Origin of the sequence: Malaciobacter marinus (assembly GCF_003544855.1) — a bacterium.
Lineage (GTDB): Bacteria > Campylobacterota > Campylobacteria > Campylobacterales > Arcobacteraceae > Malaciobacter > Malaciobacter marinus.
The window spans coordinates 2,078,510-2,102,725 of the sequence record NZ_CP032101.1 but is presented as its reverse complement, the minus strand read 5'-3'; the positions used below and the strand labels follow the sequence as shown (position 1 = coordinate 2,102,725).

Here is a 24,216-nt window from a genome sequence, read left to right as displayed (position 1 = left end):
TAAATGTCTAAAAAAATTGTATTTATGGGAACACCAGATTATGCAACGATAATCTTTGATAAGCTAATAAAAAATGATTCATATGAAATTGTATCTTTATTTACTCAACCTGATAAAAAAGTTGGAAGAAAGCAGATTTTAACACCTCCTCATATTAAAAAATATTGTATTGACAATAGTATTGATTTACCAATTTATCAACCAATAACACTAAAAAACAATATTGAAATGGTAGATGTTTTAAAAAACTTAAATCCTGATTTTATAATTGTTGCAGCTTATGGACAAATTTTACCAAAAGAGATTTTGAATATTGCTCCTTGCATAAACCTACATGCTTCTATTTTACCAAAGTATAGAGGAGCAAGTCCTATACAAGAATCAATTTTAAATGATGATAAATATACTGGTGTAACTTCAATGCTTATGGAAGAAGGACTTGATAGTGGAGATCTTCTTGGAATGCAGTATTTAAAATTGACAGAAAATATGCTAGTTGATGAAGTATTTAATAAATTGTCAAATATAGCTGCAAGTTTAACAATTACAACACTTGATAATTATGAAAAAATCCAAGCTAAAAAACAGAATAATTCAGAAGTTAGTTTTTGTAAAAAAATTAGAAAAGATGATGGATTAGTATCTCTTTTTGATTCAAAAAAACTTTATTTGAAATATAAAGCTTACTGTTTTTGGCCAGGAATTTTTTTACAAAGTGGTTTAAAACTAAAAGAAGTAGAATTAAATGAAACTACTTCATCAAACAAAGAAGGAAAAATTTTAAATATTAATGAAAATTTTGCAATTATAGCTTGTGCTAAAGGTTCAATAAAAGTGACTACAGTTCAAGCTCCTTCAAAAAAAGCTGTACATATTACAGATTACTTAAGAGGAAAGAGGTTAACTGTAAATGATACTTTAATCTAATATCTATTAAAATATGTAAAAAGAGTAAAATATATGGATAAAGAATTAAAGCATTTTTATGATTTGAGTATTTTTACAATTGAAGATTTAGATGTATTATTACATGAAATTTTAAAACACACAAGAGAGCTTGTCTCTTGTGAAGCAGGAAGTATATATATGAAAGAAAAAGACTACTTAGCCTTTCATGTATTTCAAAATGATGCTTTAACTTATGAAAATATTTTTAAACAATACTGCAATATAAAAGATTTACAATTACCTTTACATGATTCAAGAAAATATTTAGCTGTTGAATCTTTAGAATTAAATAAAATTATAATAATTGATAATGCATATAAAACAACAGGTTATGAACTTTTAGGAGTAAAAGAGTTTGATGAAATATTTGATTATAAAACTTACTCAATTATTACAGTTCCTTTAATTCATCCAAGAGAAAAAACAAAACTAGGTGTTATTCAACTTTTAAATAAAAAAATAGATAATAAAATTGGTGTTTTTACTAAAAAAGATAAAGATATTGTTTCAATGATTAGCTCTTTTATCTCACTTTCAATTGCTAAAGCACAAAATGATGTACAAAGATTAAAAAGATTAAATAATCAATTAGAAGTTGCGAATAAAAAACTTGAATCAAGAGTGGAAAAAGAAGTTAAAGAAAACGAAAAAATGAGCGCTATCATTTTTCATCAGTCAAAAATGGCTAGTATGGGAGAGATGATAGGTAATATTGCCCATCAATGGAGACAACCTTTAAGTAGCATTAGTACAATTGCTAGTGGAATGTCTTTAAATATTGAGATGAAAAATTTTGAAAAACACCAAGCTATAACACAACTTAAACAAATTGTTGATACAACAAAATACTTATCTCAAACAATAGATGATTTTAGAAGTTTTTATAAAGTTGATAGAGCAAAAGAAGATTTCAATCTTTCAGATGCAGTGAATAAAAGTGTATCTTTGTCTATTGCAACAATGAGTAGTTCTTATATAAAATTTGTTTTAAATCTTGATGAAAAATTAACTACATATGGCTTGAGAAATGAGTTTACTCAATCTCTTTTAAATTTACTTACAAATGCTAAAGATGCACTTGTTGAGAATATAAATGTTGAAGAAAAAAGGTATATATTTATTGATTTATATAAAAAAGATAACAATAATATTCTTCAAATCAAAGATAATGCAAAGGGTATTCCAACTAATCTTTTAGATAAAATATTTTTGCAGCATTTTACTACTAAATCTCAAAATGGTGGAACAGGAATAGGACTTTTTATGGTAAAAGAGATAATTGAAAAGCATATGAATGCCACAATAAGTGTTTCAAATGAAGAGTTTATTTTTAATGATAAAAATTATAAAGGTGCTTGTTTTACTATTACTTTTTAGTCTATGCTAAAAAGTAATAAAAGCCAGTAACTGTTAATAAACTTCCTAAAACTCCTAATACCAAAGCATTTATTGCAAAAGTTTCATCAAGTCCACCTTTAATAGCTAAAACAACAGCCATTGTCATAGGTGGCATAGCTGCTTCAACTATTGTAACTTTACTCCAAGTATCATCAACATTATAAAATATTAAAAAAGCTAAATATACTATTATTGGAATAATAATCATTTTTAAGAACATGGCAATAAAAACAGCTTTAAATTTATAAAAAATATTTTTTATTTGAAGTTTCATTCCTATTGCAATCATAGCAAGAGGAACAAGCGTCGCACCTAAGGTTTCAGTTGTATTTATAATAAAAATAGGAACCTCAAATAGTTTAGTAAAAATAGTAATAAAAAACATAACTATAGGAGGGAAATATAAAACGCTTTTTAAAATTGCTCTAAAATTAACCTGCTGTCCACTACCCCAGTTTATAATTATCATTCCTAAACTAACTAATATTAAAAATGAACCAAATAAATCATAAATTAGGGCATAAACTACATAATCTTGTCCATAAAAAGCATCAATATATGAAAAGCCGATAAATGAGGTATTACCAAAAGTAGCAATAATAACAAATGTGGCAAGTAGCTTTTTATCAAGTTTTAAAAGTTTACCAAGTAAAAATGCGAGTATAAGGTTTAAAAATATTATTGCATTAAACATAACTATTAATTTAAATATTTCAAAGGTTAATTCTAAGTTGTAGATTTTATTAAATACAATTGCAGGAAGTGAAAAGTAAATGATAAACTCGATTAACTCTTTTGAATTATCTTTAAAATATATTTTAAATAAATAACCAAGTAATAAGTAGATGGCTATTGGTAAAACTGGATCTAACATTAAACTCTCTTTTGTGATTTTAAAATATTATATATACAATAGTATTAATATATTCTTGTAGTAACTTTTTGTATAATATTTTTATGAAAATTATAAAGTTAAAAGAAGTAGATTCTACACATACATATTTAAAAGAGTACATAAAAAATATCAATAATTTTGAACCTACATGTATAATAACTAATTTTCAAACTAATGGAGTAGGTAGTAGAGGAAATAGTTGGAGTGGAGTTGAGGGAAATTTATTTTTTTCTTTTGCTTTTGAAAAAGAACAATTAACAAATGATTTGCCACTTCAAAGTTGTTCAATTTATTTTTCATATTTATTAAAAAGTATATTGAAAAATAAAGGCTCAAAAGTTTGGATAAAATGGCCTAATGATTTTTATATAGATAATAAAAAAATAGGTGGTACAATTACTACTATATCCAATAATATAGTACTTTGTGGGATAGGTTTGAATTTAAAACTTGTTAATAACGAGTTTGGTAAATTAGATATTAATATTGATATTGATAAAACACTTGGTGAGTATTTTAATAATATAGAAAATAAGATTTCATGGAAGCAAATTTTTAGTGATTTTAAGGTAGAATTTCAAAATAGTAGAAAATTCCACGTTACAATCAATAATAAGAAAAAATCATTAGAAAAAGCTATTTTAAATAGTGATGGTTCTATAAATATAGATAAAAAAAAGGTTTTTAGTTTACGATGACAGAAATAATATCAATAGCAAATCAAAAAGGTGGTGTAGGTAAAACGACTACAGCCGTTAATTTAAGTGCAGCTTTAGCTTTAAGAGGTAAAAAAGTACTTTTAATTGATGCGGATCCACAATCTAACGCTACAACTAGTTTGGGTTTTCATAGAGATACTTATGAATATAATTTGTATCATGTAATGTTAGGAACTAAAGAATTAAGTGAAATAGTTTTAGATTCAGAAATTGAAAATCTAAAAGTAGCACCTTCAAATATTGGCTTAGTAGGAATTGAAAAAGAGTTTTATAAAGATAATAAAGATAGAGAGTTAATCTTGAAAAGAAAAATCGATCCAATTAAAAAAGATTTTGATTATATAATTATAGATTCACCTCCTGCTCTTGGACCAATTACAATAAATACTTTAAGTGCTTCAAATTCAGTACTTATTCCAATCCAATGTGAATTTTTTGCACTTGAGGGTTTAGCACAATTACTTAATACTATTAAACTTGTTAAGCAAACAATTAATAGACAATTACAAATAAGAGGTTTTTTACCTACAATGTATAGTTCTACAAATAATCTTTCAAAACAAGTATTTGCAGATTTAGCACAACATTTTGAAAGTAAACTTTTTAAGATAGATGAAACATCTTATGTTGTTATTCCAAGAAATATTAAACTTGCAGAAAGTCCAAGTTTTGGAAAACCAATTATGCTTTATGATGCAAGCGCAACAGGTACTAAAGCATATACAAATTTAGCAAGAGCAATAGCAGGATAGAATATGGCATTAGGAAGAGGACTTGGAGAATTACTTGGTGAAGTAGAAATTGCTTATGAAAATGGCAATAGTAAAGATACATTAGAAAAAATTGGTACAATTGTTGATATTGAAACTGAACTAATTAAATCTAATCCAAATCAACCAAGAAAAATTTTTGATGAAGATAAATTAAAAGAGTTAAGCGACTCAATAATTGAACATGGACTATTGCAACCAATTGTTGTAATACAAAATAGCGATACTAGTTTTACTTTGATTTCAGGTGAGAGAAGATTAAGAGCTCATAAACTTGCAAAAATTGATAAAATTAAATCAATTGTTCTTGATATTGATGAGTTTAAATTAAGAGAATTAGCTTTAATTGAAAATATTCAAAGAGATGATTTAAATATTATTGAACTTGCTTATTCATATGCACAATTAATAAATGATCATAATATTACACATGATGAATTATCAAAAAAAGTGTTCAAAAGTAGAACATCAATTACAAATACTTTAAGACTTTTACAACTTAGCTCTTATGTACAACAATTGTTAGCAAATAGTAAAATTAGTGCGGGTCATGCAAAGATAATGCTTGGTTTAGATGAACATCAGCAAAAACTTGTAGCTGATTCTGTTGTTGGACAAAAATTGTCAGTTAGAGAAACAGAAAAATTAGTAAAACAAATAAAAGAACCTAGTACAAAAAAAGTACAAAGTAATAAAAAAAATAAAAACTATGATTTTAAACCTTTAAATAATGTTTTAAAAACTTTGAAAGAAAATGACTTAAAAGTTAAAGCTGAAAAAGATTATTTTAAGATTGAAATAACTTCTCAAGAAGATATAGAAAAGATTTCTAATTATTTTCGTAACACTTTATAAATTTACGTAACATTATCCTTCATTTTAATACAATTTTATAAATATTTTTGATAAAATTAATCAGTTTTAGTCAAACTAAACTGTATAAATATGGAGGAATGAATGTTAGACATAAGTCCTGTATTGTTGCTTAGCTCTGGTATCATCTTTTTGTTAGTTGTTGCCAGACTAAACAGTTGTCTATTCAAGCCTCTACTAAAGCATATGGATGATAGAGCAGATTCTATTAAAAGAGATTTAGAGAATGCGAAATCAAATAGTGCAAATGTAGATGGCATGCTGGCTGAAGCAAATGATGTAATTGCTGCTGCAAAAAAAGAAGCAGCTTCAATAAGAGAAAAAGCTTACAATGAAGCAAAAGAGAGTGCTGATGCGAAACTTGCAAATGCAAAAGTTAATTTAGAAGAGAAATCTGATGAATTTGCTAAGAGCATGCAAAATGATACAAAAGCATTAAAAGATTCATTAATAGCTTCTATGCCTCAATTTAATGAGAGCTTAAAAGCTAAGCTTAGCTCGATATAAAGGAATTAAAGTGAAAAAAATATTATTATTAGGTTTAGCTTTAAGTCCAATTGCGTTACTTGCTAGTGGTGAAGGTGCGGAAACTGATTACGATATTATTCAAAGAACCGTTAACTTTATAATTTTTGCTGGAATTTTATGGTATTTGCTTGCTGATAAAATTAAAGCTTTTTTTGCAGATAGAAGTTTATCTGTTCAAGCTGAGCTTGATAAAGTACAAGATACTTTAAAAGCTTCACAAAGTAAGATCGATTCTGCTAATAAACAATTAGAAGAAGCAAAAGTACTTGCTGCAGAAATTGTAGAAAATGCAAAAACAGATGTTGATTCAATCAAGCAAAAAGTAGCAGCTACTGTTGATGCTGAAATTGCTCAACTAGAAAAAAACTTTGATGAAAAAATTAATATTGAAGTAAGAAAAGCAAAAAAAGAAGTTGTTGCTGAAGTTCTTGAAGAGCTATTTAATTCAGGCGATGTAGAATTAACTCAAGAAGAGTTATCAAATATTGTACTTAAAAAGGTAGCATAATGATTGATTTAGTAGCAAAAAGATATGTAAAAGCTTTATTAGATGGAAGAGATATTGATTCTATAACTGCTCTTAGCAAAGAATTGAGAGAAATTTCTTCAGCTTATAATGATGCTAAATTTATAGCTATTATATCATCTACTGAAGTAAAAAATAATGATAAAGTTGAGTTAATTATCTCACTTGTAGATAATTGTAGTGATACTTTACAAAATCTTATTAAATTACTAAGTAATAACAAAAGATTAGATATTATTCCTGTAATTGCAGATGAGTTAGAAGCTCAACTTGCTGTTATGAATAACTCGTATAATGGAGTAATTTATACAAATAAAGAGTTAGCTGCAGAATATATTTCATCAATTGAAAAAGAGTTTAGTAAAAAATTTAATGTAGATTTATCATTGTCACAAAATATTTGTGATTATAATGGTATTAAAGTTGATATTGATGGACTTGGGGTTGAAATATCTTTTTCAAAAGATAGATTGAAATCTCAAATGATTGATCATATTTTAAAAGCAGTTTAGAACTTATAAAGGAGAATTTGAATGGGTGCAAAGATTCAAGCTGATGAAATCAGTTCTATTATAAAAGAAAGAATCGAAAACTTTGAATTAAATGTAGATGTAAATGAAACTGGTAAAATCATCTCTTTTGCAGATGGTATTGCTCAAGTTTACGGGCTAAAAAATGTTATGGCTGGTGAGCTTGTAGAGTTTGAAAATGGGGAAAGAGGTTTAGCTTCTAACTTAGAAGAATCAGCAGTTGGTGTTGTTGTTCTTGGTAATGGAGAAGGTCTTACAGAAGGTACTTCTTGTAAAAGATTAGGTAAATTACTAGAAACACCAGTTGGTGAAGTTATGGTAGGAAGAGTTGTAAATTCTCTTGGTGAACCAATTGATGGGAAAGGTGCTATTGAATCAACAGAAAAAAGATTTGTTGAAGAAAAAGCTCCTGGAATTATGGCTAGAAAATCTGTACATGAACCATTACAAACTGGTATTAAAGCAATTGATGCACTTGTTCCAATTGGTAGAGGGCAAAGAGAACTTATTATTGGTGATAGACAAACTGGTAAATCAACAGTTGCAATTGATACAATTCTTAACCAAAAAGGTGAAGATGTTGTTTGTATTTATGTTGCTATTGGACAAAAATCATCTTCTGTAGCTAATGTTGTAAGAACTTTAGAAGAAGCTGGTGCTATGGATTATACAATTGTTGTTAATGCTGGTGCTTCTGAATCTTCAGCTTTACAATTTTTAGCTCCATATACAGGTGTTACTATTGGTGAATATTTTAGAGATAATGGAAAACATGCATTAATTGTTTATGATGATTTATCAAAACATGCAGTTGCATATAGAGAAATGTCTTTATTATTAAGAAGACCTCCAGGTAGAGAGGCATTCCCAGGGGATGTATTCTATCTACACTCAAGATTATTAGAAAGAGCTGCTAAAATGAGTGATGAATTAGGTGCTGGGTCAATGACTGCTTTACCTATTATTGAAACTCAAGCAGGTGATGTTGCTGCATATATTCCAACAAATGTTATTTCTATTACAGATGGACAAATCTTCTTAGAAACTAACCTTTTTAACTCTGGTATTAGACCTGCTATTAACGTTGGTTTATCAGTATCAAGAGTTGGTGGTTCTGCACAAATTAAAGCTACTAAGCAAGTTGCTGGTACATTAAAATTATCTCTTGCACAATATAGAGAACTTGAGGCATTTGCACAGTTTGCATCTGATCTTGATGAATCAACAAGAAAAGAGCTTGAGCTTGGTCAAAGAATGGTTGAAGTACTAAAACAAGGTGTTAATAAACCATTAGTTATTGAAAAACAAATTGTTATCATTTATGCTGGTACTAAAGGTTATTTAAATGATGTTGCTGTTGAAGATGTTGTTAAATTTGAAGATGAATTACATGCATTCTTTGAGCAAAAATATTCAAATATTTTAGAATCAATTAAATCAAAACAAAAGATTGATGACGAGATTGAGTCTGCATTAAAATCTGCATTAAATGAGTTTAAAACTGTATTCAGTGCAAAATAAGGATTAGCATATGGCTAACTTAAAAGAGATTAAACTAAAAATCGGTAGTGTAAAGAATACTCAGAAGACAACTAAAGCTATGAAGCTTGTATCTTCTGCAAAACTTACTAGAACTAGACAGTTATCTGCTCAAGCTAGAAGTTATGCAAATAAGATAAATGATGTTCTTTCTGATATCGCAAATCGAGTTAGCAAAGTTCATGAAGATGATAATGTTGATAAAGCATTTATTCCTAATGACAATCCAAAAACAGTAGATATTGTTTTTGTTACTGCTGATAAAGGTCTTTGCGGTGGTTTTAATATGGCGACAATTAAGACTGTTAATAAAATCAAAGCTGATTATGAAAATAAGGGTGCAAAAGTAAGATTAAGAGTTGCTGGAAGAAAGGGAATTGATTTTTTCTCTTTTCAAGGTATTGAATTAACTCAAAAAGTTTCAGATTTATCTTCAGCCCCAGATTATGACAGAGCTTCTGAATTCATTGGTGAAGCTGTAGAAGATTTTAACAATGGAATTACAGAAAAAGTAATTTTAGTTTATAATGGGTTTTTAAATATGTTAACTCAAGAGTTAAGAGTAAGAGATCTTTTACCTATTAGTTTAGAAGATGTTGAAACTAAAGAAGAAGATAACTCTATGCTTTATATTGAACCTGATGATGATGAAGAAGTATTAAATGAATTAACAGCAAAATACTTAGATTTTAATATGTATTATTCATTAATTGACTCTTTAGCAGCTGAACATTCTGCAAGAATGCAAGCAATGGAAGCTGCAACTAATAATGCAAAAGAAAGAGTTGATACTTTAACAGTTGAATATAACAAAGCTAGACAAGCTGCAATTACAACAGAGCTGATAGAAATTATCAGTGGTGTTGAATCATTAAAATAAGATAAAGGAGCTACCCGTATGAAAGGTAAAATTATTCAGGTAATGGGTCCGGTTGTTGACGTTGAGTTCGACGGATATTTACCGGAAATCAATGAAGCAATTGACGTTGTTTTCTCTGATGCAGACCATGATAGATTAGTATTAGAAGTTGCTGCACACATTGGCGATAGCAGAGTTAGAACTATTGCTATGGATATGACAGAAGGTTTAAAAAGAGGACAAGAGTGTATTGCTACTGGTGGACCAATTAAGGTTCCAGTTGGTGAGCCTGTTCTTGGTAGAATCTTTAATGTAATTGGTGATCCAGTTGATGAAGGTGAAGCAATTGCTGAAGATGCTGAAAGATGGTCTATTCACAGAGCTGCACCAACTTTTGAAGAACAATCTACTAAAACAGAAATGTTTGAAACTGGTATTAAAGTAGTTGACTTACTTGCACCATACTCAAAAGGTGGTAAAGTTGGACTATTTGGTGGTGCTGGTGTTGGTAAAACAGTTATTATTATGGAACTTATTCACAACGTTGCATTTAAACATTCAGGTTACTCTGTATTTGCAGGTGTAGGTGAAAGAACAAGAGAAGGTAATGACCTTTACTATGAAATGAAAGACTCTAATGTACTTGACAAAGTTGCATTATGTTATGGTCAAATGAGTGAGCCTCCAGGTGCAAGAAATAGAATTGCATTAACTGGTCTTACAATGGCAGAATACTTCAGAGATGAAAAAGGTCTAGATGTATTAATGTTCGTTGATAATATCTTTAGATTTGCACAAGCTGGTTCTGAAATGTCAGCACTACTTGGAAGAATTCCATCTGCTGTTGGTTACCAACCAACATTAGCAAGAGAAATGGGTGCTTTACAAGAGAGAATTACTTCTACTTCTAAAGGTTCTATTACTTCTGTTCAAGCAGTTTATGTACCAGCGGATGACTTAACTGACCCAGCTCCTGCTTCAGTTTTTGCTCACTTAGATGCAACAACAGTACTTAACAGAAAAATTGCAGAAAAAGGTATTTATCCAGCAGTTGATCCATTAGATTCTACATCAAGAATTTTAAGTGCAGATGTATTAGGTGAAGAACACTATGCAACAGCAAGAGGTGTTCAATCAGTATTACAAAAATATAAAGACTTACAAGATATTATTGCAATTTTAGGTATGGATGAATTATCTGAAGCTGATAAACTTGTAGTTGATAGAGCAAGAAAAATTGAAAAATTCTTATCTCAACCATTCTTCGTTGCTGAAGTATTTACAGGAAGCCCAGGTAAATATGTTGAACTTAAAGATACAATTGAAGGATTCAAAGGTATCTTAGATGGTAAGTACGACGATGTTCCTGAAATGGCATTCTATATGGTTGGTGGAATGGATGAAGCTTTAGCAAAAGCTGAGGAAATGAAATCAAAATAAGGTTAGCCTATGGAGACAATTAGATTATCAATAGTTACACCAAATGGAGAAATCTTTAATGATGACGTTAAAACTGTAACTCTTCCTGGAAAAGAGGGAGAGTTTGGTGTTTTACCAGGTCACTCATTATTAGTTTCTTCTTTAACAGTTGGTGTAATTGTTATTGAAAAAGCAAATTCTACTGAGGCTGTTGCTATAAATTGGGGACACGTTAAAGTAAGTGAAAGTACAGTTGATGTATTAGCAGATGGTGCTATTGCATTAACACAAGGTGAAGACTCTAATATTGCTAAAAATATTGAAGCAGCCAAAGATTTAGTGAGTTCTGTTAAAGACTCAAATGTTTCGCTTGCTTCAGTTGAAGCAAAAATCAATTCATTTGCGTAGAAATATCTTATGATTGACACGATATTAGATTATCTAAGTAATAGTAGCGCTATCGCAATTCTTGTGTTAGTGCTGCTATCTATTTATTTAGTAACAGTTTTTTGGATTTTTATATATAGACTTCTTTCATTAAATTCATTTATTGTAAATGAAAAAAAATCATTAGAGTCTTTAACATCACGAAATACAACAGTAAATCCGCTGTCTTCTTTATATAAATGTTCAAATGGTTCAACTTCAAAACATATATTAAAAGCTTGTGAAATATCAATAATTAAAGATGCTAGTTTTGGAATCTCTTGGCTTTCAATTATCTCTTCTACTGCTCCATTTGTTGGTTTATTTGGAACAGTTGTTGGTATTTTAGAGTCATTTGCAAAATTTTCTAGTCATTCAAAAGTTGGTTTTTCAATTATAGCACCAGCTATTAGTGAAGCTTTAGTAGCAACTGCTGCTGGTATATTTGTTGCTATTTTTGCATATACTTTTCATCAAATATTAGTAAGAAAAGTTTATGAACTAAATACTTATATAAAGGCACAAGCTGAAATTTTAATAGCAAAAGGTTAATAAATGTATGATTTTAACCAAAAGCCTGATTTAAATATTACTCCACTAGTTGATATTATGCTAGTTCTTTTAGCAATACTTATGGTTACAGCACCAGTACTAGAATTTGAAGAACAGATTAATCTTCCTAGTGGAAGTAAATCAGTACAAGTTCAAAATGTAAAAAAAATCACAGTTTTTATAAATGAAAATAGAGAAGTTAAAGTAAATAAAAATAAATACGATATAAATGATTTTGCAGATAGTTTTATTTTGTATGCAAAGTCTAAAGACAGAAATACTCCAATTCATATAAGAGCTGATAAAACTTTAGTATATGATGATATAATTTTTGTTTTAAGAACAATAAAAGAAGCTGGTTTTTTTAAAGTTTCACTTATAACTGATGGTTAGGATTTAAATGATTAACTATTTTTCAGATTATGATAAAGGTAATTTTTATTTATCTGGCCTTTTAGCTTTATTTATTTATATTTTTGTATTTGTCCTTTTTTTACTTTATTTAGACTCAAATAATGCTAAAATATTTGATTCATCTAAAAAAGCTACAGTATTTAGATTAGATGTAGTTTTAGCTGATAGTAAGGTAAAAAATAAACCTAAAATGAAAATTGAGAAAAAAACCCAAGAAAAAATTATTAAAAAATCAACATCTAAAAGTTCAGAACAAAAATCAGATTTGAAATCACTTTTTGCAAATGTTAAAACGAAAGAAAAAAAAGTTGTAAAAAAAGAAGTGAATAATGTAAAATCATCAAATGTATCAAGTAGATTTAGATCAAAATTTGAAAGAGAAAAAAGAACGAATAGTGATTTAAATGTATCTAATATGTTAGGTGAGGTAAAAGCAGAAAAAAGAAGTTTATCAATTTCTACTTCTTCTAATCACGCTAATGACCCTTATTATTCTAAAATATATGAAATACTAGCACAAAGATGGAACCCAATACTAATAGAAGATGGTTTAGAAGCCAAGGTTTTAGTTATAATTTCCAATGATGGAGTTTTTGATTATAAATTTTTAAAATATTCTACTAATGAAAAATTTGATACTCTTTTAAAAGAGTTTTTACAACAGCAAAAAACTCTTTTATACCCACCTCATAAAAAAGGTTCTAAAACAAATATTGAGGTAACATTTAAATCTAAAGGATAATTGACATGAAAAAAATGATAGTTGTACTATTATGTTTTTTTAATATTGCATTTGCAGTTGATGCAAAATTAGAGATTGTAAAAAAATCTAAAAGTTTACCCAAAATTGTTATTTCTATTTCTGAAAATAGTAATGATATTAATTTTTTATCTAAAATTAAAAGAGTAATAGAAAAAGATTTAAAAGTTAGTGGACATTTTGAAGTACTTTCTAGCAATGTAAAAACAAACTATAATCAAAGACCTGACTTATATAAACTTCAAAAAGAAGGAGTTGATTTATATTTAAATATTGATTCACAAATCAGTGGTTTTGGTGGATTTATATTAAATACTAAACTTTTTGATATAAATAGTAAATCATTAGTTTTAAATAAAACATTCTCAACAAAACAAGAAAATAGATATCCTTTTTTATCACATAGAGTAGCAATATCAATTAACAAATACTTAAACGCTCCATCAATTGATTGGATGGATAAATTTGTTATTTTTTCAGTGTACAAAGAATCAAAAAAAGCTGATATTTATATTGGTGATTATACATTGACATATCAAAAAAGAATAGTTAGTGGAGGATTAAATATTTTCCCTAAGTGGGCTAGTAAAAAGCAAGATAGTTATTATTATACAACATATATTAACAGTGTTCCAACATTAGTAAAAGCAAATCTTTATACAGGTAAGAAAGAAACGATAATGAAAAGTGAGGGAATGGTTATTGCTTCTGATATTAGTAGTGATGAATCTAAAGTATTAGTAACTGCATCTCCTTATGGTCAAGCTGATATTTATTTATTTAATACAAAAACAAGAACAAAACAGAGATTAACTAGATATAAAGGAATCGATGTTGGTGCACATTTTGTTGAAAATGATACTAAAATAGTTTTTGTATCTGACAGGTTAAATTATCCAAATATTTTTGCTAAAAAAATTGGACAAAGAGGTGTTCAAAGATTAGTTTATCATGGAACTAATAATTCAGCAGTTACTACACATAAAAATTATGTTGTTTATTCAAGTAGAGATAAAGCAAATGAATTTGGTTTAAGAACATTTAATTTATATTTGGTATCAACAAAAAGTGATTCATTAAGAAGATTAACAGCAACAGGTGTTAACCAATTTCCAAAATTTTCATCAGATGGAGAGTCAATTTTACATACAAAAACTATTAATGGAAAAAGTTATTTAGGTATTATTAGATTAAATTATGAAAAATCATTTACATTTGCATTAAGAAGTGGAAAAATACAATCAATTGATTGGTAATAAGTTTTAATAAAACTATATAATATATATATAGTATATATTATATGTAATTATTGTAATTTATAATTAAGTTTTATTTTTGTAAAATCAATTAAATTTTAAATAAGGGAAATGTTATGAAAAAGATTGGTATTTACTCTTTTTTAATTGCAGCAGTTTTATTTACTGGTTGTAGTCAAAAAAATGTTGAAATGGATGGAAGTTCTGCAAGCCAAGAGAACCAAAGTGAAATTAATAACTCTGAAGCAACTTTAGATAATATTGATAATAGTAATATTCAAGAAGAAGTTTCAAATGATACATTAGCTGAAAAAGCTGAAAATGGTTATTATTACATGATTAATGGAGAAAAAGTTTTTATTGAAAATATTTATTTTGGATTTGATAAATATAAATTAGATTCAAATATGATTGAAAAAGCAAAAGATAATGCTCAAAAACTTTCAGGTATTAAAGAAACTACTAAAATAAAAATTGAAGGTAACTGCGATGAGTGGGGAACTGATGAATATAACTATGCATTAGGTTTAAAAAGAGCTAAGGCTACAAAAGATGCACTTATTTCAGAAGGTATAAATGAAGATTCAATTTCTCTTGTAAGTTTTGGTGAGAGTAATCCAGTTTGTAATGAAAAAAATAAAAATTGTTGGCAAAAGAATAGAAGAGCTGAACATAAGCTTTTACCATAATTGACTTGATTAGTATTATAAAACATGAAAAAAATTACCCTAACGATAATGCTGACTTCACTAGCTTTTGCTAATGAAGTCTCAGTATTTGGAGCTGGAGATTTAAATTCAAATGAACCATATGGTTTGAATTCTACAGAAAAATATATCTTAAAAAATAAGAATGAATTAGGAAAAATAGATACTAAGTTTAAAGGTGTGAAAACAACTTTAGAAACTGTAAGTGAACGAATAGATGGACTAGAGTCTATTTATGAAGGTGATTCACAAAAATTAAATAAAACAGTTATTAAATTAAATAAAATAGTAAAACAAATAGAAGAAATAAAGAATATTACTTCAAAAAATACTACTGACATTGAAAATTTGAAAAATGTTACAAATCAATTACTAACAATGCAAGAAGAAATTTCTTCAGAAAATAGAAAAAACCTAGCTACTTTAAAAGAAGCGATGGATAAGTTATCAAAGCAATTAATTAAAATAAATAAAGAATATGTATCATTTACCGAAATGAAAAAAAATATGAAACAGTTTATAACTGTTGAAGAATTTAATGCATTTAAAAAAACTTTAGGTAAAAAAACTAGTGTAAAAACAAAATCAACTACTAAAACAAAAAAGTTATCATACGCGCAAAAAGAAGAGATGCTTAATGAAGCAAAAGAGTTATTCAAGAAAGACTATTTTACAAAAGCGATACCAATTTTTGAAGAATTAGCTGAATTGAACTTTAAACCTGCAGAAGCAAACTACTATCTTGGTGAGATGTGGTATTACAGGGATAAATATGAAAAGGCAATTGATTATTTCAAAAAATCGGCAGTTTTATATGATAAAGCTTCTTGGATGCCAAGGTTGTTGCTACATAGTGCTATATCTTTTGAAAACATTAAAGACTATAAAAATGCTACTAAATTTTACAGTACATTAATAGATGTTTATCCAAGTTCAAAAGAAGCAAAAACAGCGACTAAAAATATATCAAAATTATAAATTTATAGGAGAAATTATGTCAAAAGTTATAGGAATAGAATATTCATTAAAAGATGCAAATACAGGTGAGCATTTAGATACAAACGTTGGAGCTGCTCCATTAGAATTCGTTTCAGGAAAAGGTCAAATAATTCCTGGATTAGAAGAAAAATTAGTTGAAATGAAATTAAATGATGAAGCTGATGTATTAGTTGAACCAAAAGAAGCATATGGTGAATATAATGATGAAGCTGCACAAACATTACCAAAAGAACAATTTGCTGGTATTGAGTTACAAGAAGGTATGAGTCTTTATGGTACAGGAGAAAATGGAGAAACTGTACAAGTAACTGTTAAATCATTTACAGATGATGAAGTTACAATTGATTACAATCATCCAATGGCTGGAAAAAGCTTAATGTTCTCAGTTTCTATTGTTTCTTTAAGAGATGCTACTGATGAAGAAATGGAAACTGGTGTTGTTGGTGGAATGGCTGCTATGGGTGGCGGTTGTTGTGGTGGTGGACACCATGATCATGGTTCTGAAGGTGGTTGTTGTAGTTCTGAGCCACAAGGTCAATCAGGTGGTGGTTGCGGTTGTCACTAAACCCCTTTTTATATTAAGAATTATTTGCCCAAAAGTGTTTCACTTTTGGGCAAAACTATTTTTTAGAAGTAATACTTACTTTTAAAAAATAGTTTTAAACTAGAGTTAAATTTAAAATAAGGTAAAAATATGAAAAAAGTTGCTTTTATTTTTCCAGGTCAAGGAAGTCAAAAAATTGGAATGGGAAAAGATTTTTTTGATAATAACGATATAGCAAAAGAGATGATATCAAAAGCAAGTGAAAGATTAGGTATAAACTTTGAAGAATTGCTTTTTGAAGAGAATGAGATGTTAAGTAAAACTGAATATACTCAACCAGCTATATTATTAGTTTCATCAATTGCAAATGCAATTTTTAAAGATAAATGTAATATTAAACCTGAATTTGTACTTGGACATTCATTAGGTGAATTTTCAGCATTAGTAAGTGCTGGTGCAATTGATTATTTAGATGCAATTGAATTAGTTCATAAAAGAGGAAAATTTATGAATGATGCATGCGCAGGTGCTGGTGCTGGAATGATGGCACTTGTAGGTTTAGATGATGAACAAGTTGAAGAAATATGTGAAAATCAAAGAAAAAATGGTTTAAAAGTTTGGCCAGCTAATTATAATATGGATGGACAATTGGTTCTTGCTGGGTTAAAAGATGATTTAGAAAGTTTAATTGATACTTTTAAAGAAGCTGGAGCAAAAAGAGCTATTGTACTTGATATGTCAGTTGCAAGTCATTGTGAGTTATTGGAAAGTGCAGTTGAAAACTTGAGACCATATTTAGATGAATTTTTATTAGATACTTTTACTGTTGATACTATTTCAAATGTTACGGCACAAGCTTATAATACAAAAGAAGAGGCAATAGATTTATTGTCAGAGCAATTAATCAATCCTGTTAAATACAAACATTCTATTTTATCAAAAGAATCAGATGTAGATCTATTTATTGAATTTGGTAATGGAATTGTTTTAAAAGGTTTAAATAGAAAAATTACAAAAAAAGCAACTCTAAATGTAAGTGATATGAGTTCTTTAGAAAAAACTATAGAGGAATTAAATGAATAAATTAGCAATAATGGGCGCTATGCAAGAAGAGATTGAACCTCTTTTAGCAAACTTTGAAGATATTAAAGTTACAGAATATGCAGATAATAAATATTACGAAGTTTCATTAGATGGATTAGATATTGTAATAGCACACTCAAAAATAGGAAAAGTGTTTGCAAGTTTAACTGCAACTACTATGATAGAGAAATTTTCTTGTGATACACTACTTTTTTCTGGTGTTGCAGGTGCTGTAAATAATCAACTAAAAATTGGTGATCTTATAATTGCTGATAAACTTTGCCAACATGATTTAGATATTACAGCTTTTGGACATCCACATGGTTTTGTTCCAGGAGGAAAAGTTTTTGTTGAAACTTCACAAGAACTAAGAAATGTAGCTAAAGAAGTTGCAGAAGAGAACTCTTTAAAAGTTATAGAAGGAACTATAGCAACAGGAGATCAATTTGTTCACTCTAATGAAAGAAAAGATTTTATTCAAAATACATTTAAAGCTGATGCACTTGAAATGGAAGGTGCTAGTGTTGCTGTTATATGTGATTCATTAAATATTCCATTTTTTATTTTAAGATCAATTTCTGATAGTGCAGATATGGAAGCAAATTTTGATTTTGATGAATTTTTAAAATCTAGTGCACAAATTTCAGCTGATTATATTTTAAAAATAGCTAAAAAACTAAATAAATAAATTAAAAAGAAAGAAGTCTAACTTCTCTCTTTTTATCTTAAAAATACTTAATTACTAACAATAAAAAACTATCATACTATAAATAAACCCCATAAAATATAGAGAAAGCAAAAAATATAGGTAAAACCTCAAAAATTTAAGCCAAAATTAAGACTAAACCCTTGACAAAGGGAAAGAATTTGTCTATAATTCCCGTCCAAATTCGCTGAGGCAAACAAGAGATTGAGAGCTGAAGAAGGGATTGAGTTCTTTAACACAAAGTAAGTTTGTAAGAGAAGTAACTTTTATAAACTGAATATATATATGACAAGAAAAAAAAGAAGAATACAAATTCTTCGTCTATAATATCATACAAAAAAGTATGATAAAACAATGAGTAATTAATTTTGTATAGAAATACATAATTAGTCAGAGAACAAACACTTTATGGAGAGTTTGATCCTGGCTCAGAGTGAACGCTGGCGGCGTGCTTAACACATGCAAGTCGAACGAGAACGGGATTAGCTTGCTAATCTGTCAGCTAAGTGGCGCACGGGTGAGTAATATATAGGTAACGTGCCTTCAAGAGGGGGATAACAGATGGAAACGTCTGCTAAGACCCCATATGCCTTTAATACAAAAGTATGAAAGGGAAATATTTATAGCTTGAAGATCGGCCTGTACAGTATCAGATAGTTGGTGAGGTAATGGCTCACCAAGTCAATGACGCTTAACTGGTTTGAGAGGATGATCAGTCACACTGGAACTGAGACACGGTCCAGACTCCTACGGGAGGCAGCAGTGGGGAATATTGCACAATGGGGGAAACCCTGATGCAGCAACGCCGCGTGGAGGATGACACATTTCGGTGCGTAAACTCCTTTTATATAAGAAGATAATGACGGTATTATATGAATAAGCACCGGCTAACTCCGTGCCAGCAGCCGCGGTAATACGGAGGGTGCAAGCGTTACTCGGAATCACTGGGCGTAAAGAGCGTGTAGGCGGATAGATAAGTCAGAAGTGAAATCCAATAGCTTAACTATTGAACTGCTTTTGAAACTGTCTATCTAGAGTATGGGAGAGGTAGATGGAATTTCTGGTGTAGGGGTAAAATCCGTAGAGATCAGAAGGAATACCGATTGCGAAGGCGATCTACTGGAACATAACTGACGCTGAGACGCGAAAGCGTGGGGAGCAAACAGGATTAGATACCCTGGTAGTCCACGCCCTAAACGATGTACACTAGTTGTTGCTATGCTCGACATAGCAGTAATGCAGTTAACACATTAAGTGTACCGCCTGGGGAGTACGGTCGCAAGATTAAAACTCAAAGGAATAGACGGGGACCCGCACAAGCGGTGGAGCATGTGGTTTAATTCGACGATACGCGAAGAACCTTACCTGGTCTTGACATAGTAAGAACCATTTAGAGATAGATGGGTGTCTGCTTGCAGAAACTTATATACAGGTGCTGCACGGCTGTCGTCAGCTCGTGTCGTGAGATGTTGGGTTAAGTCCCGCAACGAGCGCAACCCTCGTCATTAGTTGCTAACACTTCGGGTGAGAACTCTAATGAGACTGCCTACGCAAGTAGGAGGAAGGTGAGGACGACGTCAAGTCATCATGGCCCTTACGACCAGGGCTACACACGTGCTACAATGGGGTATACAAAGAGCAGCGATACAGTGATGTGGAGCAAATCTAAAAAATACCTCCCAGTTCGGATTGTAGTCTGCAACTCGACTACATGAAGTTGGAATCGCTAGTAATCGTAGATCAGCAATGCTACGGTGAATACGTTCCCGGGTCTTGTACTCACCGCCCGTCACACCATGGGAGTTGATTTCACTCGAAGCGGGGATGCTAAGATAGCTACCCTCCACAGTGGAATTAGCGACTGGGGTGAAGTCGTAACAAGGTAACCGTAGGAGAACCTGCGGTTGGATCACCTCCTTTCAGAGAAAAGATTAAGAGAGTCAAAACTCTTAATCAAAAAGTCAATATATATTCAGTTTATAAAGGTTATTTAAAAGATAGGTGAGAGGGCCTATAGCTCAGCTGGCTAGAGCGCTCGACTGATAATCGTGAGGTCCCAGGTTCAAGTCCTGGTAGGCCCACCATGATTAAATAATCTTAAAAGAAGAGATTAAAAAGTTGGGGAATTAGCTCAGCTGGGAGAGCGCCTGCCTTGCACGCAGGAGGTCAGCGGTTCGATCCCGCTATTCTCCACCAACAAATAAGAAGAAGTTAAATATAAGTTCAACGAAGATTGAATTTATATTTAATTTTTTCAGAGATGAGAAGATTAAAGAGTTATTTAAAAATATAATGTTAAAGTCAAAAATTTTTCTAAGAAAAGAAAGCAATTTCAAGAAAAGAAGAAGAACACAACTATTTTATTAAATTTAATAAGATAGTAGCCAAGGAATAATTATCAAAAAAGGTTAGAGTAAGATCTAATTAAAAAAATAAGCTATTAAGGGCTAATGGTGGATGCCTAGACTGTAAGAGGCGAAGAAGGACGTACTAGACTGCGAAAAGTCACGAGGAGCTGTCAAGAAGCATTGATTCGTGAATATCCGAATGGGACAACCCAGTATATAGAGATATATATTACCCAGCAATGGGGGCTAACGTGGTGAAGTGAAACATCTCAGTAACCATAGGAAGAGAAATCAAAAGAGATTCCCAAAGTAGCGGCGAGCGAAATGGGAGCAGGGCAAACCCTATGCTTGCATAGGGGGTTGAAGGACCATAATATGAGACTAAAGATAATAGTAGAGATATCTGGAAAGGTATAGCAAAGAAGGTGAAACTCCTGTATACAAAATTATCAATAGCTCTAATGGTATCCTGAGTAGGACGGAACACGTGATATTTTGTCTGAATCCGGGGGGACCACCCTCCAACCCTAAATACTACTTACAGATCGATAGTGAACAAGTACCGTGAGGGAAAGGTGAAAAGTACTCCAGCGAGGAGAGTGAAATAGAACCTGAAACCATTAGCTTACAATCATTCAGAGCCCTATGTGAATTTATTCACAGGGTGATGGACTGCCTTTTGCATAATGAGCCTGCGAGTTGTGGTATCTGGCAAGGTTAAGTCAAGTACGAAGCCGTAGCGAAAGCGAGTCTTAAAAGGCGAAATAGTCAGATGCTGCAGACCCGAAACGAAGTGATCTATCCATGGGCAGGTTGAAGCTGGTGTAAGAGCCAGTGGAGGACCGAACCGATGGGCGTTGAAAAGCCCCCGGATGACCTGTGGATAGGGGTGAAAGGCCAATCAAACTTCGTGATAGCTGGTTCTCTCCGAAATATATTTAGGTATAGCCTCTAGTAGTAGCATGTAGGGGTAGAGCACTGAATGGGCTAGGGCTGCTTACCGCGGTACCAAACCCTATCAAACTTCGAATACTACATGTGCAAGCTAGGGAGTCAGGCGTAGGGTGATAAAATCCTATGTCGAGAGGGGAACAACCCAGACTAACAGCTAAGGTCCCAAAGTTACATCTAAGTGGAAAACGATGTGGAGTTACTGTGACAACCAGGAGGTTGGCTTAGAAGCAGCCATCCTTTAAAGAAAGCGTAACAGCTCACTGGTCTAGTGATTCTGCGCGGAAAATATAACGGGGCTAAGATGTACACCGAAGCTTTAGATTCATAATTTATTATGAGTGGTAGGAGAGCGTTCTATTCAGCGTCGAAGCTGTACCGGTAAGGAGCAGTGGAGCGGATAGAAGTGAGCATGCAGGCATGAGTAGCGATAATTAAGGTGAGAATCCTTAACGCCGAAAACCCAAGGTTTCCTACGCGATGCTCGTCATCGTAGGGTTAGTCGGGTCCTAAGTCGAGTCCGAAAGGGGTAGACGATGGAAAATTGGTTAATATTCCAATACCAACAATTAAGCGCGATGTGGGGACGCATAGAGTTAATCGAGCTCACTGATGGAATAGTGGGTCGAAGGACGTAGGTTGATACTTAGGTAAATCCGGGTATCACGAGACCGAGATCTAACAGGCTGAACAATCTCTTCGGAGAGCGTTTAGAATCGATGATACTGTCGTGCCAAGAAAAGCCACTAAGTATATTAATTGTTGCCCGTACCGCAAACCGACACAGGTAGGTGGGATGAGTATTCTAAGGCGCGTGGAAGAACCCTGGTTAAGGAACTCTGCAAACTAGCACCGTATCTTCGGTATAAGGTGTGCCTACTTTGGTATAGAGATTTACTCTCAAAAGCTAAAGAGGTTGCAACAAAGAGTCCCTCCCGACTGTTTACCAAAAACACAGCACTTTGCTAACACGTAAGTGGATGTATAAGGTGTGACGCCTGCCCGGTGCTCGAAGGTTAATTGATGATGTAAGCGTAAGCGAAGCATTTGATCGAAGCCCGAGTAAACGGCGGCCGTAACTATAACGGTCCTAAGGTAGCGAAATTCCTTGTCGGTTAAATACCGACCTGCATGAATGGCGTAACGAGATGGGAGCTGTCTCAACCAGGGATCCAGTGAAATTGTAGTGGAGGTGAAAATTCCTCCTACCCGCGGAAAGACGGAAAGACCCCGTGCACCTTTACTACAGCTTGACACTGTAGCTTGGATATTCATGTGCAGGATAGGTGGGAGGCTTTGATTACTAGACGCAAGTAGAGTATGAGCCACCCTTGAGATACCACCCTTGAATATTTGAGTTACTAACTGCGTACAATAAACTTGTATCAGGACAATGTCTGGTGGGTAGTTTGACTGGGGCGGTCGCCTCCTAAAAAGTAACGGAGGCTTACAAAGGTTAGTTCAAGGCGGATGGAAATCGCCTGATGAGTATAATGGCATAAACTAGCTTGACTGTGAGAGAGACAACTCGAGCAGAGACGAAAGTCGGTCATAGTGATCCGGTGGTTCTGAGTGGAAGGGCCATCGCTCAAAGGATAAAAGGTACGCCGGGGATAACAGGCTGATCTCCCCCAAGAGCTCACATCGACGGGGAGGTTTGGCACCTCGATGTCGGCTCATCGCATCCTGGGGCTGGAGCAGGTCCCAAGGGTATGGCTGTTCGCCATTTAAAGCGGTACGCGAGCTGGGTTCAGAACGTCGTGAGACAGTTCGGTCCCTATCTTCCGTGGGCGTAGGAAAGTTGAGAAGATTTGTCCCTAGTACGAGAGGACCGGGATGAACGTACCACTGGTGTACCAATTGTTCTGCCAAGAGCATCGTTGGGTAGCTACGTACGGATGAGATAAGAGCTGAAAGCATCTAAGCTCGAAGCCAACTTCAAGATGAACTTTCCCTGAAGATCCCAGTAAGACTAACTGGTTGATAGGCTAGATGTGTAAGCATAGAAATATGTTTAGCTGACTAGTACTAATAGATCGTTCGGCTTATTATTATACTTGGTTTACTATCTTATTAAGTTTACTAAAGTTGTGTTCAAAGAGACTTTAACATTAATATACTCAAAATATGAGTATAGAGTGAATAATAAAATTCATTGTATACTCATATTGCTGGTGGATATAGCGAAGTGGAAATACCCAGATCCATACCGAACCTGGAAGTCAAGCACTTCTGCGCTGATAATACTGCACCTTTCAGGTGTGGAAACGTAGGCCTCTGCCAGCTCTTGAGTTTTTTTAAGCCCTTATCTATTTTAACTTTTTTCAGTTATCTTAGTTATGGGCTTTTTTTTTTGCCTTCGTTTTTGCCTTTTTTATCCTATATTTTTTACCTTCTTATTTTTATTATCCTTGCTGGTTTACCTTTTTACTTTTTTATTATTGTTTCTTATTAGAAGCCAGGCAG

At 31.7% G+C, this 24,216-nt stretch carries 22 protein-coding genes, 2 tRNA genes and 3 rRNA genes; 26 read left to right on the top strand and 1 reads right to left on the bottom strand.

What is annotated here, in order from left to right:
• The first annotated feature begins 3 nt into the window (after positions 1-3).
• Complete coding sequence (gene fmt, locus AMRN_RS10210) at positions 4-927, top strand: methionyl-tRNA formyltransferase (protein WP_099310004.1); 924 nt, start codon at positions 4-6, stop codon at positions 925-927.
• 33 nt (positions 928-960) lie between these two features.
• Positions 961-2,325, top strand: coding sequence for a GAF domain-containing sensor histidine kinase (locus AMRN_RS10205; protein WP_099310005.1), 1,365 nt, complete (start codon positions 961-963; stop codon positions 2,323-2,325).
• A gap of 1 nt (position 2,326) precedes the next feature.
• Here the strand turns inward: AMRN_RS10205 and AMRN_RS10200 are convergent, their stop codons facing one another.
• The gene (locus AMRN_RS10200) at positions 2,327-3,220 is read right to left on the bottom strand and encodes an AEC family transporter (RefSeq protein WP_099310006.1); all 894 of its coding nucleotides are present in this window, start codon (positions 3,218-3,220) and stop codon (positions 2,327-2,329) included.
• Between the two features lie 83 nt (positions 3,221-3,303).
• On the opposite strand from AMRN_RS10200, the gene AMRN_RS10195 reads away from it, so the two are divergent.
• The 24 genes from AMRN_RS10195 to rrf all read left to right on the top strand — a co-directional run bounded on the left by AMRN_RS10195 (position 3,304) and on the right by rrf (position 24,036).
• Positions 3,304-3,939 carry a biotin--[acetyl-CoA-carboxylase] ligase gene (locus AMRN_RS10195; protein WP_099310026.1) on the top strand — a complete coding sequence of 212 codons (636 nt, stop codon included), beginning with the start codon at positions 3,304-3,306 and terminating at the stop codon, positions 3,937-3,939.
• A complete protein-coding gene (locus AMRN_RS10190; RefSeq protein ID WP_079579729.1) occupies positions 3,936-4,712 on the top strand; it encodes a ParA family protein in 777 nt (258 codons plus the stop codon). The genes AMRN_RS10195 and AMRN_RS10190 overlap by 4 nt, the downstream gene beginning before the upstream one ends.
• Positions 4,713-4,715: 3 nt before the next feature.
• Positions 4,716-5,585 carry a ParB/RepB/Spo0J family partition protein gene (locus tag AMRN_RS10185; RefSeq protein WP_099310007.1) on the top strand — a complete coding sequence of 290 codons (870 nt, stop codon included), beginning with the start codon at positions 4,716-4,718 and terminating at the stop codon, positions 5,583-5,585.
• A 102-nt stretch (positions 5,586-5,687) separates the two neighbouring features.
• The gene (locus AMRN_RS10180) at positions 5,688-6,110 is read left to right on the top strand and encodes a F0F1 ATP synthase subunit B family protein (protein WP_099310008.1); all 423 of its coding nucleotides are present in this window, start codon (positions 5,688-5,690) and stop codon (positions 6,108-6,110) included.
• Positions 6,111-6,120: 10 nt separating this feature from the next.
• The gene (locus AMRN_RS10175) at positions 6,121-6,639 is read left to right on the top strand and encodes a F0F1 ATP synthase subunit B (RefSeq protein ID WP_099310009.1); all 519 of its coding nucleotides are present in this window, start codon (positions 6,121-6,123) and stop codon (positions 6,637-6,639) included.
• The gene (locus AMRN_RS10170) at positions 6,639-7,169 is read left to right on the top strand and encodes a F0F1 ATP synthase subunit delta (RefSeq protein WP_099310010.1); all 531 of its coding nucleotides are present in this window, start codon (positions 6,639-6,641) and stop codon (positions 7,167-7,169) included. The genes AMRN_RS10175 and AMRN_RS10170 overlap by 1 nt, the downstream gene beginning before the upstream one ends.
• Before the next feature lie 21 nt (positions 7,170-7,190).
• Positions 7,191-8,708 carry a F0F1 ATP synthase subunit alpha gene (atpA, locus tag AMRN_RS10165; RefSeq protein ID WP_099310011.1) on the top strand — a complete coding sequence of 506 codons (1,518 nt, stop codon included), beginning with the start codon at positions 7,191-7,193 and terminating at the stop codon, positions 8,706-8,708.
• 10 nt (positions 8,709-8,718) lie between these two features.
• The gene (gene atpG / locus AMRN_RS10160) at positions 8,719-9,606 is read left to right on the top strand and encodes an ATP synthase F1 subunit gamma (protein WP_099310012.1); all 888 of its coding nucleotides are present in this window, start codon (positions 8,719-8,721) and stop codon (positions 9,604-9,606) included.
• 18 nt (positions 9,607-9,624) lie between these two features.
• On the top strand, positions 9,625-11,025 hold the full coding sequence (gene atpD, locus AMRN_RS10155) for a F0F1 ATP synthase subunit beta (protein WP_099310013.1): 1,401 nt from the start codon (positions 9,625-9,627) through the stop codon (positions 11,023-11,025).
• Between the two features lie 9 nt (positions 11,026-11,034).
• A complete protein-coding gene (atpC, locus tag AMRN_RS10150; protein WP_079579721.1) occupies positions 11,035-11,412 on the top strand; it encodes an ATP synthase F1 subunit epsilon in 378 nt (125 codons plus the stop codon).
• 9 nt (positions 11,413-11,421) lie between these two features.
• A complete protein-coding gene (locus AMRN_RS10145; RefSeq protein WP_099310014.1) occupies positions 11,422-11,982 on the top strand; it encodes a MotA/TolQ/ExbB proton channel family protein in 561 nt (186 codons plus the stop codon).
• Positions 11,983-11,985: 3 nt separating this feature from the next.
• Positions 11,986-12,375, top strand: a complete 390-nt coding sequence (locus AMRN_RS10140; protein WP_099310015.1) for a biopolymer transporter ExbD — start codon at positions 11,986-11,988, stop codon at positions 12,373-12,375.
• A gap of 7 nt (positions 12,376-12,382) precedes the next feature.
• Positions 12,383-13,138: an energy transducer TonB gene (locus AMRN_RS10135; RefSeq protein WP_099310016.1), complete on the top strand. Its 756-nt coding sequence runs from the start codon at positions 12,383-12,385 to the stop codon at positions 13,136-13,138.
• A 5-nt stretch (positions 13,139-13,143) separates the two neighbouring features.
• Entirely contained in the window at positions 13,144-14,412 is a 1,269-nt protein-coding gene (gene tolB, locus AMRN_RS10130; protein ID WP_099310017.1) for a Tol-Pal system protein TolB, read from the top strand.
• Between the two features lie 116 nt (positions 14,413-14,528).
• On the top strand, positions 14,529-15,101 hold the full coding sequence (locus tag AMRN_RS10125; protein ID WP_099310018.1) for an OmpA family protein: 573 nt from the start codon (positions 14,529-14,531) through the stop codon (positions 15,099-15,101).
• Between the two features lie 48 nt (positions 15,102-15,149).
• Complete coding sequence (locus AMRN_RS10120; RefSeq protein ID WP_228150779.1) at positions 15,150-16,097, top strand: tetratricopeptide repeat protein; 948 nt, start codon at positions 15,150-15,152, stop codon at positions 16,095-16,097.
• Between the two features lie 16 nt (positions 16,098-16,113).
• Positions 16,114-16,683 (top strand): FKBP-type peptidyl-prolyl cis-trans isomerase, encoded by a 570-nt coding sequence (locus AMRN_RS10115; protein WP_409454887.1) that lies wholly within the window; start codon positions 16,114-16,116, stop codon positions 16,681-16,683.
• 129 nt (positions 16,684-16,812) lie between these two features.
• Positions 16,813-17,745, top strand: a complete 933-nt coding sequence (fabD, locus tag AMRN_RS10110; protein ID WP_099310020.1) for an ACP S-malonyltransferase — start codon at positions 16,813-16,815, stop codon at positions 17,743-17,745.
• Positions 17,738-18,433, top strand: a complete 696-nt coding sequence (locus AMRN_RS10105; protein ID WP_099310021.1) for a 5'-methylthioadenosine/adenosylhomocysteine nucleosidase — start codon at positions 17,738-17,740, stop codon at positions 18,431-18,433. The genes fabD and AMRN_RS10105 overlap by 8 nt, the downstream gene beginning before the upstream one ends.
• A gap of 423 nt (positions 18,434-18,856) precedes the next feature.
• A 16S ribosomal RNA gene (locus tag AMRN_RS10100) occupies positions 18,857-20,371 on the top strand.
• Positions 20,372-20,458: 87 nt separating this feature from the next.
• A tRNA-Ile gene (locus AMRN_RS10095) sits at positions 20,459-20,535 on the top strand.
• A 36-nt stretch (positions 20,536-20,571) separates the two neighbouring features.
• Positions 20,572-20,647, top strand: a tRNA-Ala gene (locus AMRN_RS10090).
• A 234-nt stretch (positions 20,648-20,881) separates the two neighbouring features.
• Positions 20,882-23,803 (top strand): 23S ribosomal RNA (locus AMRN_RS10085).
• A gap of 117 nt (positions 23,804-23,920) precedes the next feature.
• Positions 23,921-24,036, top strand: a 5S ribosomal RNA gene (gene rrf / locus AMRN_RS10080).
• Together the 16S, 23S and 5S rRNA genes with 2 tRNA genes alongside form the textbook arrangement of a ribosomal RNA operon.
• Positions 24,037-24,216: the final 180 nt, after the last annotated feature.

Coding starts and splice junctions, on each gene's coding strand:
- fmt (WP_099310004.1), top strand. CDS start 4: ATGTCTAAAAAAATTGTATTTATGGGAACACCAGATTATGCAACGATA.
- AMRN_RS10205 (WP_099310005.1), top strand. CDS start 961: ATGGATAAAGAATTAAAGCATTTTTATGATTTGAGTATTTTTACAATT.
- AMRN_RS10200 (WP_099310006.1), bottom strand. CDS start 3,220: ATGTTAGATCCAGTTTTACCAATAGCCATCTACTTATTACTTGGTTAT.
- AMRN_RS10195 (WP_099310026.1), top strand. CDS start 3,304: ATGAAAATTATAAAGTTAAAAGAAGTAGATTCTACACATACATATTTA.
- AMRN_RS10190 (WP_079579729.1), top strand. CDS start 3,936: ATGACAGAAATAATATCAATAGCAAATCAAAAAGGTGGTGTAGGTAAA.
- AMRN_RS10185 (WP_099310007.1), top strand. CDS start 4,716: ATGGCATTAGGAAGAGGACTTGGAGAATTACTTGGTGAAGTAGAAATT.
- AMRN_RS10180 (WP_099310008.1), top strand. CDS start 5,688: ATGTTAGACATAAGTCCTGTATTGTTGCTTAGCTCTGGTATCATCTTT.
- AMRN_RS10170 (WP_099310010.1), top strand. CDS start 6,639: ATGATTGATTTAGTAGCAAAAAGATATGTAAAAGCTTTATTAGATGGA.
- atpA (WP_099310011.1), top strand. CDS start 7,191: ATGGGTGCAAAGATTCAAGCTGATGAAATCAGTTCTATTATAAAAGAA.
- atpG (WP_099310012.1), top strand. CDS start 8,719: ATGGCTAACTTAAAAGAGATTAAACTAAAAATCGGTAGTGTAAAGAAT.
- atpD (WP_099310013.1), top strand. CDS start 9,625: ATGAAAGGTAAAATTATTCAGGTAATGGGTCCGGTTGTTGACGTTGAG.
- atpC (WP_079579721.1), top strand. CDS start 11,035: ATGGAGACAATTAGATTATCAATAGTTACACCAAATGGAGAAATCTTT.
- AMRN_RS10145 (WP_099310014.1), top strand. CDS start 11,422: ATGATTGACACGATATTAGATTATCTAAGTAATAGTAGCGCTATCGCA.
- AMRN_RS10140 (WP_099310015.1), top strand. CDS start 11,986: ATGTATGATTTTAACCAAAAGCCTGATTTAAATATTACTCCACTAGTT.
- AMRN_RS10135 (WP_099310016.1), top strand. CDS start 12,383: ATGATTAACTATTTTTCAGATTATGATAAAGGTAATTTTTATTTATCT.
- tolB (WP_099310017.1), top strand. CDS start 13,144: ATGAAAAAAATGATAGTTGTACTATTATGTTTTTTTAATATTGCATTT.
- AMRN_RS10125 (WP_099310018.1), top strand. CDS start 14,529: ATGAAAAAGATTGGTATTTACTCTTTTTTAATTGCAGCAGTTTTATTT.
- AMRN_RS10120 (WP_228150779.1), top strand. CDS start 15,150: ATGCTGACTTCACTAGCTTTTGCTAATGAAGTCTCAGTATTTGGAGCT.
- AMRN_RS10115 (WP_409454887.1), top strand. CDS start 16,114: ATGTCAAAAGTTATAGGAATAGAATATTCATTAAAAGATGCAAATACA.
- fabD (WP_099310020.1), top strand. CDS start 16,813: ATGAAAAAAGTTGCTTTTATTTTTCCAGGTCAAGGAAGTCAAAAAATT.
- AMRN_RS10105 (WP_099310021.1), top strand. CDS start 17,738: ATGAATAAATTAGCAATAATGGGCGCTATGCAAGAAGAGATTGAACCT.